Raw genomic sequence first — 14,860 nt, 5'->3', positions numbered from 1 at the left:
TCACGGGTACATCCTGACCTTCTCCCAGTCTCCCTCCGGAGAGGCACGGCGGAATTCGATCCGGTCGTGCAGGCGAAACGGCCTGTCGTGCCAAAATTCGATCGTTAGCGGCTTGATGCGAAAACCGGACCAGTGCGATGGGCGCGGAACTTCACCGATGGCATAGCGGGTAGTGAACTCTGCAACCGCCTTCTCCAAGGCGAAGCGGCCTTCCAAGGGGCGCGACTGCTTCGATGCCCATGCCCCTATGCGGCTTCCGCGGGGACGGGTCGCGTAGTACGCGTCCGCTTCGGCATCGGTAACCACTTCCACCTCGCCACGCAGTCGCACCTGGCGCCGCAACGACTTCCAGTGGAAGCACATCGCGGCCTTCTTCTGCCCTAGGATTTCCTGCCCCTTCTGGCTCTCGAAATTCGTGTAGAAGACGAAGCCGCTTTCATCGTAGCCCTTCAACAGCACCATGCGCACGTTCGGCAGCCCGTCCGCGTCGACCGTTGCCAACGCGACGGCGTTCGGATCATTGATCTCGGACGCTTGCGCATCCTTCAACCAATTGCCGAACAGGGCAAACGGTTCGCTCTCTTGCGTGAAGTCACTGCTTGTTAACCCACTCTCTGACATATTGACTAAAATACTCCCGACTGGTGAATTCGCCCGTGACTCACTCCCGGACAGGACGCAAGGTGGTACTGATAGCAAAGTCAAACAGCCCCTCAAAGAGGGCCATGCTGCTAGTGTCCCACATCCTCGTCCTTGGTTTCACAGGCCTTGGCACCGTTTCCTGCACCAGCAGCCTTGACCTGCTCGGCAGCGCGAAAGTCGACCGCTCCATCTCTACAGGCACGGTCGCTACAACGACGCAGGCCACCACCAGTGTTTCTGACGAAACGACAGTTCGCAACGCTGTGACTTCGGCGGATTTGACAAAGATCGGTCAAGCCCCGCTTCCATGGGCCAATGCAGCGACGGGAAGTGCAGGCGTGGTCTCCACTATAAAGGAAGCGCGCAACCAGGGTCAGGTCTGCCGCGACTTCACGACAACCCGTCACGCCTATGACGGGATCGCAATGTTCTCCGGCCAGGCCTGCATGACGGGTAGCGGCGACTGGTTACTCACCGCTTTCGATCGTCAGTAGAATTTTAACCCTGCCGATGGCGCCTCCTGCGCCGTAACCACTGATTCAGAACTGAACTGATAACCTCCGCAAAGGTAGATCCTGCAGGTTGAGGAACCGGCGGACTCTTACCTGCGTTGTTGCGGGTACCGGGGCGCTGAGAGGCCCCTGCCCATTGGAAGCGGTGGCCATCGATGCGCGATCCTTATTCTATCCTTGGTGTGCAACGAAACGCCGACACCGACGAGATCAAATCGGCGTGGCGATCCAAAGCCAAGTCAAGCCATCCGGATCACAATCAGGGCGACCCCTTGGCATCGACCCGCTTCGCGGAGATCGGCCGAGCTTACGAGGTGTTGAAGGATCCGGAGCGGCGTAAACGCTACGACCGAGCGCTCGAGGCCCAGCAAACGATTATGCAGCAGCGACAATCCGCGCGCGAAGCGGCAGAACGGGCGAAAGTGGCCCGAGCCAAAGCGGAAATGGTGATGGAAGAACTGGCACGCGCCAACGCCAAGAGAGCCCAGGCTCAGGCGGCGACCGCCGGTGAGGCGGCTGAAGACATGGTGGAACGCATCTTCGGCGCTGCCGCAGGCGACACGTCTGCTGACCCCAAGCGAACGGCAGGGACAGGCTCGTTTTCCCAGGGCGCCACAGCTTCGCCAGAAGCGGCCGGAACAGGAGAAGACGCCGCTGCCTCCCCCGGTGCGGCTGAGGAACCACAGAAAGCTCAGCCAGCCACCGAGGTGCAGCCCCTGGCGGTCCAGGCGGTTGAGGTGATCGCGTCCCTGATGCGCCGCATCCGCGGGATCGCACCGCCGCCAGAAAAGGCGCCCGACCATGCAGTGGAAGCGAAGGCAACGCTGGAAGATCTGCTGAAGCTGTCTTCGGTCACGATCAAACTGCCCGAAGACAGAGAGGTGCGCCTGCCGCTTGAGAAGGGCATGACGGACGGATATGTGGCTCGCCTGAAGGGCCAAGGGTTGAAGGTGCAAGGCATGCTGCGTGGAGACCTGCTTGTGACGGTGCGGGTCGAGAAGGACAGCCGGTTCAAAGTGGACGGCTTCGACCTCCACACCGTTCTGCCAGTCGCGCTGGAGGACGCCGTTCTTGGCGCGGAGAAGGAAATCGAAACACCGGAGGGAGAGCGCACCGTCGCCATCCCCGCCTGGTCGGGCTCCGATCGCGCAATTGTTCTCGAAGGTCTGGGCCTTCATGATGACGATGGGGGGCGTGGAAAGCTTGTCGTCGAACTCCGTGTGCTTTTGCATGAAAAACCGGATGACAAGATCACAGACCTGATGCGGCACATGCGCGAAGGTCTTTATGTCTGATCCACTGAGGATGGCCTACTGACCCATTGTTACGATGCCTTACACGAGATGATCCAGGTCAACTTGAACGGCTGAGCGGGCTATGCCATAGGCAACCTTCAATTGTTGCAGCGCGACTTTCGTCTCAGAGGGCATAGCATGGTTCAGGCTTCCGGCCTCATGGCAGGTAAACGCGGCGTCATCATGGGCGTCGCCAACAATCGCTCGATCGCCTGGGGGATTGCCAAGGCCATTCACGCACAGGGTGGCGAAATCGCCCTCACGTATCAGGGCGAGGCGCTGAAGAGGCGTGTCGAGCCGCTGGCTGCCGAGATCGGTGCCGTGGTTGCGGGCGATTGCGATGTCGGTGATGAAGCCAGCATCGACGCAGCCTTTGCTGAAATCGAAAAGCTTTGGGGCAAGATTGACTTCCTGGTCCACGCGATCGGCTTCTCGGACAAGGACGAGTTGACAGGGCGGTATGTCGACACGACCGCAGATAATTTTGACAAGACGATGCGGATTTCCGTCTACTCCTTCACGTCGGTTGCACGGCGGGCGGAAAAGCTGATGACCGACGGCGGTTCCATGCTGACGCTGACCTACTACGGCGCTGAAAAGGTCATGCCGAACTACAACGTTATGGGTGTGGCAAAGGCCGCACTCGAGGCGAGCGTGAAATATCTTGCGGTCGACCTTGGCCCCAAGAACATTCGCGTCAATGCCATTTCGGCAGGCCCGATCAAGACGCTGGCCGCCTCCGGCATCGGCGACTTCCGCTACATCCTGAAGTGGAACGAATACAATGCGCCGCTTCGCCGGACCGTGAGCATCGAGGAAGTGGGCGATGTTGGGCTTTACATGCTGTCAGACCTGTCGCGCTCAGTTACCGGAGAAGTTCATCATGCGGACAGTGGCTACCACGTGGTTGGAATGAAAGCCGTGGACGCTCCAGACATTTCCGTCGTCAAGGACTGACCCCGGGGAACACCTGCCGTGCTTATCTACGTGATCCGACACGGCCAGACGGATTGGAACGCCGAAGGACGCCTGCAGGGCCAGCAGGACATCGGCCTCAACGCACTCGGCCGTTCTCAGGCAACGCGCAACGGCGAAAGACTCGCTCAACTGATAGGCCAGGATTTGGTCCGGTACGATTTCGTCTCCAGCCCCCTTTCACGTACGCGCGAGACGATGGAGCGGCTAAGGGCTGCGATGAGGCTGGATCCATCCGCGTATGAGACTGATGAACGTCTCGTGGAACTGTCCTTCGGCGATTGGGAGGGGCAGACACTTCAAGAGGTTGGCCAGGCCTCTCCGGGACGGGTCGTGGCGCGAACGCAGCAGAAGTGGAATTTCATTCCGCCGGGCACTTCTGCCGAAAGCTATGAAATCCTTTCCTGGCGCGTCGGAGCGTGGCTGAAGTCGCTGGCGCGACCAACGGTCTGCGTGACGCATGGTGGAGTGGTCCGGTCCCTCTTCCGTTTGGTGAGAAATATCTCGGAAGATGAGGCGGCCGTGATGATCGTGCCGCAGGACCAGATTCTGAAGGTGAACCTCGAGGATGGCACTCTCGTCTGGCTCTAGCAGAGCTCCCGGAACAGTCGCTGAAGGCTACTTAACGATTTCCAGATCGTCGACGACCCGGTCACCATCGATCTCGGTGTAATATACGACGACCCTCACACCAGCCTCCAGCCCTTCGAAATTGAACTCTTCGGGCACCTGGTATGTCTCACCGTCATCCAGCATCAGTGTCAGTGTGTCCACATCGACCGCATCGATGGTTGCCTCGACATCAGCGCTCTGCGCCAGGCCAGTGAGTGGCGAGAGGAAGCTGGCGATTGCGAGCAGAGAAGCAATGAGCAGACGCATAGGAGAGCTTTCGACATAGCCTGTGGCGTGGTTCGGCGTCGTCAGATAGCCTCTCGATTGTGGCGAAAATCGCCCGCTGCGGTAACATTTTCCGGCAAGCAACTAACGAGTTTTGTACGAAGGTCAGGCCCGCACGGCACCGACAGTGAAGCAAAACAAAGCCGTGCCGGCGGCGACTATCAAATTCCGGGCACATCCCGCAAGGCTGCATTAACCCGCCACTGATACACCTCCAACCATGGAAATAGGCTTGCGAAGGTGGATGAGGTTGCGAAGCTTGCTTTCGTGTGCGGAACGCTTGAACAGGCTTTTCCGGCAAAACCACATCTTCTTTGCGGCCATCCTTGCTGTCGCATCGGCGGTCATCGCGGTCACGATGGTGCTCGACCAGCGACACAAGCTGCAATATCAGCATGATCTCCACGGCAGAACGGAACGCGCCGTGACCGCCATCGCGCGGCGGCTGACGGCGCGAATACAGATGGACGCCGCCGTAGCGCAACGGCTAAGCCCTATTTCCGACGCCCACACTGCGAGTGCACAGGCACGACTTCACCGGTTTATAGAAGACGAACTGGCAGAGAACCCACATATCCTCGGCTTCGGCCTTGCCCCTGCATTCAAGCTCGAGCGGGTCTACAGCCGTGCGTCATCCGCCGCCGCGGCGCAGAGGGAAGCTGACAATCCGCGGACACAGTTGCGTGACCTTTTAGAGCCCCCCCTTGGCAAACGCCAACAGATGCTGACCCCGATCCCCGGCAAGGATTTTCTCGCGCTGATCCAGCCGAGCGACGGCGATCTTGACGCTACGGATCCTTCAGGTGCGGTTCTGGTCTTCATCGACAAACATGTGCTGATGCGAGAAGTAGGCGTGGCTCCCTCCGCAGCACTGGAGGCGCAGATGCCCAGTCTTGACTGGCTGGACATCGCTGTTCGCGACCTCAGCCAGACTGATGGCCAGTTCTTTTTCGGTGAACCGCTCATCGAAAACAGAGCACCGGTGACCTGGAACCTACCAGTGCCAAGCGCCACTTGGCAGCTTCTCGCCGTGCCGAAAAGCGGCTGGAACGTTTCGGCACCGGATCAGATGGCCTATCGTTTTTCACTTGCATTAGGTGGTCTGGCGCTCATCATCCCGATCGTCATGGCCAGTCTGTTGATTGGTGAGCGAAACCGTAACATTGCGGCTCTCCGAACTCGTGAAGCTAACCTGCTGGAACTGTCGCAACGCTTCAGTCTAGCCATGGAAGCGTCCAACATCGGCATTTGGGAAGTCACCAGAGACGGTCAGCATCTGTTCTGGGACGAACGTGCGGCCGCAGTGCATGGACGCTCGCCCAACGGCCTCAGCAATCGCCTGGATGAATGGCTCAACGCGATCCTCCCAGAGGATCGAGCCGCAGCCGAGGCACATTTCTTCGCCTGCACCTGCCTCAAGCAGACCTCAAGCGAGACCTATCGGGTGCTCTTGAGCGACGGCACCATCAAGCACGTCCGTTCTGCGGGTGCGAGCTACTGCAATGCAGACGGAAGCACCCGCACGGCCGGTATCGTATGGGACGTAACGGCTGATGAACTGATGACCCGGACGCTACGCCAGGCAAAGCAGGTCAGTGACATCAAGAACGCCGAACTCGAACTGGCGCTGGACGAGCTTTCTCGACGCGAGCAGGAGCTGGAGGAGCTGTCCAACAAGCTCGATCTGGCATTGGCATCCTACAGTTGCGGGATCTGGGAGTACGATCCTTTCACGGGTGTCGAACGTTGGGATGAGCGCATGTGCCAGCTCTACGGGATTCCCTACACGGACGGCATCGTCTCAAAGGCTCAGTGGTTCGCGCGCATCCATCCGGAAGACCAGGCTCGGGCCGAAGAGGTTTCCAACCGCTTCATGAGCCGCGATATTCAGGATGCGCTGGTGGTTCGAGTGCCGAAGGCTGATGGCACAACACGCTACATTCGCTCCGTCGGTCAGTTGCAGATGGACCGCAACGGCAACAGGAAGATCATCGGGATTGCTTTCGACGTCACGGACGACGCACTGCTGACTGCCAAGCTGAAGGCTGCGAAGGCGGAGTCCGATGCGAAGAATGCCGAACTCGAGGTGGCGAAAAGCCGGATCGAGCACAATGCGCTGCACGATCCTCTGACGGCGCTCGCCAACCGGCGCAAGCTGGACATGGAACTGGATGAGATCTCGCGCGAGAGCCGGCAGGAACGCCAGAAGTTCACCATTCTTCATCTCGATCTGGACCGGTTTAAGCAAATCAACGACACGCTCGGTCACGCTGCCGGCGATGCGATGCTCACCCATGCGGCGGAAGTGCTATTGCGCAATATCCGTCGCAGCGACATCGTCGCCCGCATTGGCGGGGACGAATTTGTCATTCTCGCAAGAGGTAGCAGTAGCGACGAACAAATGGCTCAGCTCGCGAGCCGCATCATTGCCGAATTGCGGCAACCGATCGACTTCGAGGGTTTTGAATGTCGGTGCGGCGTTTCGATTGGGATCGCCACAGCCAACGGTCACCATATCGACGCCAGACGCATTCTCGTAAACGCCGACATCGCCCTTTACCGTGCGAAGGCCATGGGCCGCAATCGCTACGAGTTCTTCACCCAGAACCTGCAGGCTGAGATCATCAGCCAGAAGCGCACCGCGGACGAAATCCTGACCGGCATCGACAACGGAGAGTTCATCACCTGGTATCAGCCCCAGTTTGACGCGCAGACAAACGAGCTGACCGGGGTCGAAGCGCTTGTGCGCTGGCGCCATCCTTACCACGGAATCCTGGCGCCCGACCGATTCCTCAAGATCGCCGAGGATCTAAACGTTGCAGCCACCCTCGACCACATCGTTCTTCAAACCGTCCTGAAGGATAAGATGCTTTGGGCGCAACGAGGGGTGCATATTCCCAAGGTCTCGGTTAACGTCTCCTCGCGCCGGCTGCACGACGAGACGTTGATCGAGACCCTGCAAGGGCTTTCCATCCGGCCCGGAGAGATCTCGTTCGAACTGGTGGAATCGATCTTCCTCGACGAGCACGAGGACACTGCAGCGAGCAATCTCGAGCAGATCAAGGGGCTCGGCATCGATATCGAGATCGACGACTTCGGAACCGGTCATACATCCATCGTCAGCCTGCTGAAGCTAAAGCCTAAGCGGCTCAAGATCGACCGCCAGCTGGTGATGCCGATCCTCCAGTCGCCGCAGGAGCGGGCTCTGGTGCGCTCCATCATCGATATCGCACGATCCCTTGGGGTGGAGACGGTGGCGGAGGGCGTGGAAAGCATGCAGCACGCTGCGCTTCTCAGGGACCTCGGGTGCGATCTGTTGCAAGGCTACGCTTTCGCCCGTCCGCTGGCCTTCGAGGACTTCACCGAAATGGCACTCACACGCTGGGTACAGGCAGCTGCGTGACGCTCGCGACAGCCGAACAGGGCTTGTCGCTCCGCGCCGTTTTCCATAAGACAGCCGCGTCGGGGTCCGGCGCCCCTCCTAGATCGGTCTGCCATGTCTCACAACACCTTTGGGCATCTCTTCCGCGTAACCACCTGGGGCGAAAGCCACGGTCCCGCTCTCGGCTGTGTCGTCGACGGCTGCCCTCCCGGCATCCGGCTGACGCTTGCCGAAATCCAGAGCTGGATGGACAAGCGCAAGCCCGGCCAATCCCGCTTCGTGACGCAGCGGCGTGAAGACGACATCGTCAAGGTCCTTTCCGGCGTGATGTTCGAGGACGACGGCGAGACGATGATCACCACCGGCACGCCGATCTCGATGCTGATCGAGAACACCGACCAGCGCTCCAAGGACTATGGCGAGATCGCCCGCCGCTACCGGCCCGGCCATGCCGACTTCAGCTATGACGTGAAATATGGGCTCCGCGACTATCGCGGCGGCGGCCGATCCTCTGCGCGTGAAACGGCAGCGCGGGTCGCGGCAGGCGCGGTCGCGCGCAAGGTGCTTCCCGATCTGGTGGTCCGGGGGGCGCTCGTGCAGATCGGCAAGCACAGGATCAACCGTGACAACTGGGACTGGGACCAGGTGAACGAGAACCCGTTCTTCTGCCCTGACCCCCAGATGGTTCCTATCTGGGAGGACTACCTGGATTCCATCCGCAAGGCCGGATCTTCAATCGGTGCCGTTGTCGAAGTCGTCGCCGAGAACGTTCCGGCGGGCCTCGGCGCCCCGATCTACGGCAAGCTGGACCAGGACATCGCGTCCCTGCTGATGTCGATCAATGCCGTCAAGGCCGTCGAGATCGGAGAAGGCTTTGCCTCAGCAGAGCTTTCGGGCGAAGAGAATGCCGACGAGATGCGCATGGGCAACGACGGTAAGCCGCTGTTTCTTTCCAACCATGCAGGCGGCATTCTCGGCGGCATCTCCACCGGCCAGCCGGTCGTTGCACGCTTCGCCATCAAGCCCACCTCCTCGATCCTGACGGAGCGTCAGTCGATCGATGCGGACGGCAACAATGTCGGGGTTCGCACCAAGGGTCGCCACGACCCTTGCGTCGGGATTCGCGCCGTACCAATTGGCGAAGCCATGGTCGCCTGCGCCATCGTCGATCACTACCTCCGGGACCGGGGCCAGACCGGTCGGCTGCGATAAGGAAACTCCCATGGCCTATGACCAGAAGCGCGTCGTTGACGCCATTCGTGCCTTCGAAGCCGGCGAGATCGTGGTCGTCACCGACGATGACGATCGCGAGAACGAAGGCGACCTCATCGTTGCCGCCGTCCATTGCACGGCAGAAAAGATGGCCTTCATCGTCCGCCATACCTCGGGAATCGTCTGCGCTCCCATGCCGCGGGAAGAAGCCAAACGATTGAACCTCAACGCCATGGTGGCGGAGAACGATTCCGCCCATACGACAGCCTTCACCGTCACCGTCGACTTCAAGCACGGCACGACGACCGGCATTTCAGCGGACGATCGGACACTGACCGTCCGCAACCTCGCCAATCCCAATGCCGGGCCGGCTGATTTTGTTCGCCCGGGCCATATTTTTCCGCTGATCGCCCGCGAAGGCGGCGTACTGATGCGCTCCGGCCATACGGAAGCTGCCGTAGATCTCTGCAAGCTCGCAGGCCTGCCTCCGGTCGGCGTCATCTGCGAGCTGGTCAACGACAATGGCAGCGTGATGCGCGGCCCGCAGGTGGCGGATTTCGCTGTCACGCACGGCCTGAAGCAGGTGTCGGTGGCGGATCTGATCGCCTACCGCCAGCGCAAGGAAACGCTGATCGAGTTGCAGTCGCAGTTCGAGGTGGAGACGCCTTACGGCAAGGCGAAGGGTCATGCCTATTCGCTGCCCTGGGATCCGATGCAGCACGTCGCTATCGTTTTCGGCGATATCCGAGACGGCATAGACATTCCGGTTCGGTTGCACCTTGAAAGCGTGGCCGACGACGTCTTCGGCACCCGCCGCCCGGTCGACCGCTACATGCAGACGATCGCCGAGGACGGCCGCGGCGTGATAATCTACCTCCGCGAAGGCTCGGTCGGCGTCGGGCAAAAAGATCATGGGCGTCGCCATCGCCACGATCAGGAAGCCCACGAGCAGGCTCAGGCGCGGGAAAGCGAATGGCTAGAGATCGGTCTCGGCGCGCAGATTCTCAAAGACCTCGGCGTGAGCTCCATCAAGCTCCTCACCCGTAGCGAGCGCCATTATGTCGGACTGGAAGGTTTCGGCATTCGGATCGCGGAAACGGTGATCTGCTGAGATCGTGACCCGGGCTGCAGCAATCAGCCGGTGATCGGGCCTTCGATCCGCGGCTCACGAGCACTGGCCCATGCCAGCCGATAGACATCCCCCTGCCGCACTGACTGAACGGCAGCAGGGCGCAGCACGGCGAAGCAGGTGCCTCCCTTATGTCGGACGGAGGGATAGATGATGCCGTTCAGGCCGATGGCCCTCACCTGCTCCGCCAGCGCATTGCCGGCCGGATAGCCGATTTCCTTGTCCGCCTGCAGGCTCTGATGCGCCGGCCTCTCGCGCAGATCGACAAACTCGCCCGACAGGCTGCAGAACATTTCCGCATATTCCACCACGGCGTGGAAGCTGCCGGTCCGGGCCAGAAACTCGGTCATGTGAAAGATGATTTCCGCAAGGCAGGTTTCAACGGCGAGTGCCGCATACCAGGCGCCACGATGCTCGCCGTTGAAGCGGTTCGGCTCCCGTGGCTTTGGATAGGCGAAACTCGCGTTGATGAAATGCGCATGCGGCACGTCGTAGACCAGCTCGTTGGCAGCCAAGCTGGCGATCCCAGTCACCTCCGCCACCCTGCGGCTACTGGTGGCGCTCTCGATCTCGGCCAATTGCTCCAGTTCCGCCTCGTCATCGGCGAGCGGCGCAAGCACCGCCGCGCGAAGCCGCGCCGTCGTCACCAGCCGTACCGTCTTCGGGTAGGCGGTGGTGACCACCGGAACGCCATCAACCAGCACCTAAAGGCCTCCACGCACCGCATCGACATAGCGGCGGGTATCCAGCATCAGAGGAATACCTCCCTCGATCATCGACGTGACCGGTGTGCGGCCTGCGAACAGCGGTCCGGTATTTGGCAGCATTGGCCACTGATCAGCCATGGCGTCGGCAAACAGGAGATGCAGTCCCTTGTAGATGCCGACCAGGATCGAAACCCGCGTCATCTGATCCTGGCTCAGCGTGCGGCGCCCCTCACCCTCCGGCTTCAACCGCTCCCAGGTGCTGACCGAAACACCGAGAAGTGCCGCGGCCTGGAGCCCGGTCAGACCCCATTGCTCGACAAGACGGCGGTAGGCCTTGAGTGCGGTGCCGGCAAGACGGGCCCGATCCGCCTCCGCTGCGAATCCCTGCAGCGTCACGGGGCTCGAGATATCCTTCTGCTCCAATGCCTGCACCATAGTCCGCCTCCATCAACTGACGGATCAAATATAGTTCATTTGAGGGCTCTTCGCCAGTCTGCCTATCCGCGCCATCCGTCGGCATAGGTGATCCCCTCGACGCCCGCGAATTTCGCCACCCGCGCAAGCTCCGCCTCCAGCTTCTCCAACCGTCCGGCAGAGGCGCGCACCCCAGCCTCCAGCCACAGCCGCCGCACGTCTAGACTTCCCGTCTTGCGGTCGGCTTTCATGTCGATACGACCGATCATCCGGTCGCCCTCGATCAGCGGAAAGACATAGTAGCCGTACTGGCGCTGCGGCTCCGGCACGAATATTTCGATGCGATAGTTGAAGTTGAACAGCCGCTCGGCCCGGTTGCGATCGCGCAGCAGCGGGTCGAAGGGGCTCAGCACCCGCACGCGCGCCGGGGGCTCCGGGACGTCAGCCATCTGCTCGGGGAACGCAGCGAAGGCGTGCGCCGCACGAGGACGGCTGCCGTTGGCGCTTTGGATCACCACATCGATCAGCTCATCACGGTGCGCATCCACCCATTCCTTCGCCTCCTGCGGGGTGACAAGCGCCCAGAAGGCAGCGATTTCTCCGGATGTCGCGAAACCCAGCCTTTCCAGCGCGCTGCGGCAGGCCCAGTCAATGAACTCTTCGTGGCTGACTTCCGGTTCATGGTGATGGGCTGGCAGAACGCGCTCCGTCAGATCGTAGACCTTCTGGAAATTGACCCGGCCAGCGATGGCGAGCTTGCCGGTATGCCAGTAGTACTCAAGCGCCGTCTTGTTGGGGTGCCAGTTCCACCAGCCGCCGGACTTGTGCTCCTCCGCCTTCATCTCACGGGCCATGATCGGTCCGTTCTCGACGATCCGCTGATAGGTTTCGTCGAATGCTCTGTCGAAATCCTCGCCCTGCCATTTTCGCCAGCGTTCGCCGATCACCGCCTCGCGACGTACGAAGCGATGCTTCCAGTAGCGGAAGAATTTCGCTGGGATGACCGAGGCGTCATGCGTCCAGTGCTCGAACAGCTCGCCGTCCTTCTCCAGCAGTTGCCGCAGGTGCTCCCGACGATAAGTCTGGTTGCGGGAGAACAGGATCATGTGATGCGCACGCTCAACGGTTGCGATACTGTCGATCTGGACGAAGCCGAGCTTGTCGATCAACGAAAGGAGCCCCTGATTGTCCAGGCTGCGCGTCGGCGGCTGGGACAGGCCCTGCCGTTCTAGAAAGATCTTACGCGCAACGTCGTTCGGGATGAGAATCGCCATGACCGAAGATTAAGACGAGGTTGCGCAGTTCGCAATGTTCACGATCTGTTTTCCGTTTCCCTCCCCGCTCAGCCGGTCTATAGCAGCCAGCAAAGAGTGGGGCAGCGCGTGATTATTCGTTTCGAACAGGCTGGAGCAACCTTTAGCGACCGCGTAGCGGTGGAGCCGCTGACGCTGACGCTCTCGGAACGGAGGATCGGCATCATTGGGCTGAACGGCTCTGGCAAGACCACATTCGCCCGGATGATCAACGGCCTTGTGACGCCGACCAACGGCCGTGTCACCGTCAACGGTTTCGACACAAGCAGCGACGGCGAGGGCGTGCGCAGGCAGGTCGGCTTCATCTTCCAGAACCCGCAGAACCAGATCATTCTGCCGATCCTGCGCGAGGACATCGCACTCGGCCTGAAGAGCCGACGCCTTTCCGCGGCAGCGGTGGATGACGCAGTTGACGCCATCTTGGCTCGATTCGGAATCGAACACCTTGCGGCGCGGCGGGCGCACGAACTTTCCGGCGGGGAGCTGCAGCTTGCGGCGCTTGCCTCCGTTCTTGTGACGGAGCCGGAAGTCGTCATCCTGGATGAGCCGACCAATCAGTTGGACCTGCGCAACCGGGCGCTGGTGGAGACGACGCTGCGCGGGCTGGACGAGAACGTACTGGTGATCAGCCACGATCTTGACCTCATCGGTGATTTCGACCGGACGCTGCTGTTTCACGAAAGCTGCCTAGTCGCGGACGGCAAGCCGGGCGACGTCATCGCCGAGTACCGGAAGATCGCGGCATCATGAACTCGCTCTATGTAGAAGGCGACAGCTTCTTCCATCGCCTGCCGCCTCGGCCGAAGCTCGTTCTCCTGCTCCTCGCGAGCCTTGCCCTCTTCCTGACCCGCTCCCCGCTTCTGCTCGGCCTGGCCGCAGGTGCCGCAGCCTTGCTCTACGGCTCTCTGGGGATAGGCTGGCGGCAAAGCTGGATCCGCCTGCGGCCGATCCTGCTGACGATCATGATCGTGGCGCTGGCGACCCTTATCCTCAACTCTGTCGAGGATGGAGTGACCGTCCTGCTGCGACTGACGACACTGATGATGGTAGCGGCCGCCGTCACTGCGACGGTGCCGATTGGAGCCTTCATCGACGAAGTAACGCATGCGGCGTGGCCGCTGGAGAGGCTGGGACTGGTGAGGGCTGCCGACATCGGTCTTTCGGTCGGTCTCGTCATCCGCTTCGTTCCGGAAGTCGTTTCGCGGTATCAGCAGTTGCGGCAGGCACACCAGGCACGGGGACTGAAGGTGCGGGCGACGACCATGATCGTGCCGCTGATCATCCAGACGCTGAAGTCTGCGGATGAAGTCGCTGCGGCGATTGACGCGCGCGGCATCCGTGGGCAAAGACAGGCGCGAAATCTGGAGGATTCTCGATGACCACACGCGATCTCGTTCTTGCCGCCCTGTTTGCAGCCATCATCGTTGCGCTCGGCCTGCTGCCGCCGATCATGCTCGGCTTCATCCCTGTGCCGATCACCGCTCAGTCGATGGGCGTGATGCTGGCCGGCGTCATTCTCGGCGCACGGCGTGGAACTGTCGCTGTCCTGCTTGTTCTCCTGCTCGCCGCCATCGGCCTGCCGGTGCTTTCCGGTGGACGCGGCGGACTGGCCGTCTTTGCCGCACCCACCACCGGCTACCTGATCGGCTGGGTTTTTGCCGCCTTTACGACTGGGCTCATCGCCCAACGCTTCGTCAAGCCCTCACAAACTTCTCTTATCCAGACGCTCGGCTTCTTTGCTGCCGCTGTGGCAGGCGGTGTTGTGGTTCTCTACGCTTTCGGCATTACCTACCTCGCCTTCATAACCGGCATTGGCATGAGCAAGGCCTTCCTAGGTTCCATGGCCTTCATCCCCGGCGACCTCGTCAAGGCGGTCGTGGCCGCACTCGCCGGACGCGCTGTGATGGCTGGTTATCCACTGCTGCCGGCGAGGGCGTGACTACAGGAACTGGTAGAGCCAATCGCGGAGATCTTCCGGCAGGGCGACCGGCTCCCTCTTCTCCCGGTCGCAGGCGGTCCAGACGATCTCCGTCTCCGCCACCTCTTCCGTCCCCCGCATCATCCGGACGAGAAAGCCAGCGGACTTGCCGCCGATCTTGCTGACATGCACGTCCATGCGTACCACGTCGCCCACATGAAGAGCCGCATGAAAGGTGCAGGTGACCTTGCCGACGGTGAAATGTGGGTCGGTGCCCGAGGAGGGGCGGCGGGTCCAGAAGGTCGCAAGGGCCTCCTCGGCACGGTGAACATATACCGCTCGGAACATCTCCCCGTGCAGATCCACATCGCGAAACGGGACCTTGAATTCCAGATACTCGACAGCTTCCTTTGCCACGCTACCTCCAGCACACCCTTGTTCATGTAAGCGCATTCCTTTCGCCT

Annotated in this window: 16 protein-coding genes; 10 read left to right on the top strand and 6 right to left on the bottom strand. The window is 60.9% G+C overall.

What is annotated here, in order from left to right:
* On the bottom strand, positions 1 to 621 hold the full coding sequence (gene pdxH, locus LXM96_RS13345; protein ID WP_239999046.1) for a pyridoxamine 5'-phosphate oxidase: 621 nt from the start codon (positions 619 to 621) through the stop codon (positions 1 to 3).
* Positions 622 to 683: 62 nt separating this feature from the next.
* Here pdxH and LXM96_RS13340 point away from each other — a divergent pair, with 62 nt between their 5' ends.
* The 4 genes from LXM96_RS13340 to LXM96_RS13325 all read left to right on the top strand — a co-directional run bounded on the left by LXM96_RS13340 (position 684) and on the right by LXM96_RS13325 (position 4,015).
* A complete protein-coding gene (locus LXM96_RS13340; protein ID WP_394801959.1) occupies positions 684 to 1,136 on the top strand; it encodes an RT0821/Lpp0805 family surface protein in 453 nt (150 codons plus the stop codon).
* A gap of 173 nt (positions 1,137 to 1,309) precedes the next feature.
* The gene (locus LXM96_RS13335; protein ID WP_239999044.1) at positions 1,310 to 2,449 is read left to right on the top strand and encodes a DnaJ C-terminal domain-containing protein; all 1,140 of its coding nucleotides are present in this window, start codon (positions 1,310 to 1,312) and stop codon (positions 2,447 to 2,449) included.
* A gap of 138 nt (positions 2,450 to 2,587) precedes the next feature.
* Positions 2,588 to 3,406, top strand: a complete 819-nt coding sequence (gene fabI / locus LXM96_RS13330; protein WP_239999043.1) for an enoyl-ACP reductase FabI — start codon at positions 2,588 to 2,590, stop codon at positions 3,404 to 3,406.
* An 18-nt stretch (positions 3,407 to 3,424) separates the two neighbouring features.
* Positions 3,425 to 4,015 carry a histidine phosphatase family protein gene (locus tag LXM96_RS13325; RefSeq protein WP_239999042.1) on the top strand — a complete coding sequence of 197 codons (591 nt, stop codon included), beginning with the start codon at positions 3,425 to 3,427 and terminating at the stop codon, positions 4,013 to 4,015.
* A 27-nt stretch (positions 4,016 to 4,042) separates the two neighbouring features.
* On the opposite strand, the gene LXM96_RS13320 is transcribed toward LXM96_RS13325, so the two are convergent.
* Complete coding sequence (locus LXM96_RS13320; RefSeq protein WP_239999041.1) at positions 4,043 to 4,303, bottom strand: DUF1344 domain-containing protein; 261 nt, start codon at positions 4,301 to 4,303, stop codon at positions 4,043 to 4,045.
* Positions 4,304 to 4,601: 298 nt separating this feature from the next.
* Here LXM96_RS13320 and LXM96_RS13315 point away from each other — a divergent pair, with 298 nt between their 5' ends.
* The 3 genes from LXM96_RS13315 to ribB all read left to right on the top strand — a co-directional run bounded on the left by LXM96_RS13315 (position 4,602) and on the right by ribB (position 10,026).
* On the top strand, positions 4,602 to 7,724 hold the full coding sequence (locus tag LXM96_RS13315; protein WP_239999040.1) for a bifunctional diguanylate cyclase/phosphodiesterase: 3,123 nt from the start codon (positions 4,602 to 4,604) through the stop codon (positions 7,722 to 7,724).
* Between the two features lie 93 nt (positions 7,725 to 7,817).
* A complete protein-coding gene (gene aroC / locus LXM96_RS13310; protein ID WP_239999039.1) occupies positions 7,818 to 8,915 on the top strand; it encodes a chorismate synthase in 1,098 nt (365 codons plus the stop codon).
* 10 nt (positions 8,916 to 8,925) lie between these two features.
* Complete coding sequence (gene ribB, locus LXM96_RS13305) at positions 8,926 to 10,026, top strand: 3,4-dihydroxy-2-butanone-4-phosphate synthase (RefSeq protein WP_239999038.1); 1,101 nt, start codon at positions 8,926 to 8,928, stop codon at positions 10,024 to 10,026.
* Between the two features lie 23 nt (positions 10,027 to 10,049).
* Here the strand turns inward: ribB and LXM96_RS13300 are convergent, their stop codons facing one another.
* The 3 genes from LXM96_RS13300 to LXM96_RS13290 form a co-directional block, all read right to left on the bottom strand.
* Positions 10,050 to 10,748, bottom strand: coding sequence for an RES family NAD+ phosphorylase (locus LXM96_RS13300; RefSeq protein ID WP_239999037.1), 699 nt, complete (start codon positions 10,746 to 10,748; stop codon positions 10,050 to 10,052).
* Positions 10,749 to 11,186, bottom strand: a complete 438-nt coding sequence (locus LXM96_RS13295) for an antitoxin Xre-like helix-turn-helix domain-containing protein (RefSeq protein WP_239999036.1) — start codon at positions 11,184 to 11,186, stop codon at positions 10,749 to 10,751.
* Positions 11,187 to 11,248: 62 nt separating this feature from the next.
* On the bottom strand, positions 11,249 to 12,439 hold the full coding sequence (locus LXM96_RS13290) for a winged helix-turn-helix domain-containing protein (protein WP_239999035.1): 1,191 nt from the start codon (positions 12,437 to 12,439) through the stop codon (positions 11,249 to 11,251).
* Between the two features lie 108 nt (positions 12,440 to 12,547).
* Between LXM96_RS13290 and LXM96_RS13285 the strand changes: the two genes are divergently transcribed.
* The 3 genes from LXM96_RS13285 to LXM96_RS13275 are packed head-to-tail and all read left to right on the top strand — an operon-like array spanning position 12,548 to position 14,417.
* Entirely contained in the window at positions 12,548 to 13,228 is a 681-nt protein-coding gene (locus tag LXM96_RS13285; RefSeq protein ID WP_239999034.1) for an energy-coupling factor ABC transporter ATP-binding protein, read from the top strand.
* Positions 13,225 to 13,857, top strand: coding sequence for an energy-coupling factor transporter transmembrane component T family protein (locus tag LXM96_RS13280; RefSeq protein ID WP_239999033.1), 633 nt, complete (start codon positions 13,225 to 13,227; stop codon positions 13,855 to 13,857). The genes LXM96_RS13285 and LXM96_RS13280 overlap by 4 nt, the downstream gene beginning before the upstream one ends.
* Positions 13,854 to 14,417 carry a biotin transporter BioY gene (locus LXM96_RS13275; protein WP_239999032.1) on the top strand — a complete coding sequence of 188 codons (564 nt, stop codon included), beginning with the start codon at positions 13,854 to 13,856 and terminating at the stop codon, positions 14,415 to 14,417. Before LXM96_RS13280 ends, LXM96_RS13275 begins: the two co-directional genes overlap by 4 nt.
* Here the strand turns inward: LXM96_RS13275 and LXM96_RS13270 are convergent, their stop codons facing one another.
* A complete protein-coding gene (locus LXM96_RS13270) occupies positions 14,418 to 14,813 on the bottom strand; it encodes an acyl-CoA thioesterase (protein ID WP_239999031.1) in 396 nt (131 codons plus the stop codon).
* Between the last annotated feature and the right edge of the window lie 47 nt (positions 14,814 to 14,860).

Origin of the sequence: Rhizobium halophilum, from assembly GCF_021648825.1 — a bacterium.
GTDB lineage: Bacteria > Pseudomonadota > Alphaproteobacteria > Rhizobiales > Rhizobiaceae > Neorhizobium > Neorhizobium halophilum.
The sequence above is the reverse complement of the archived record's forward strand: the minus strand, read 5'-3'. Positions and strand labels throughout refer to the sequence as shown.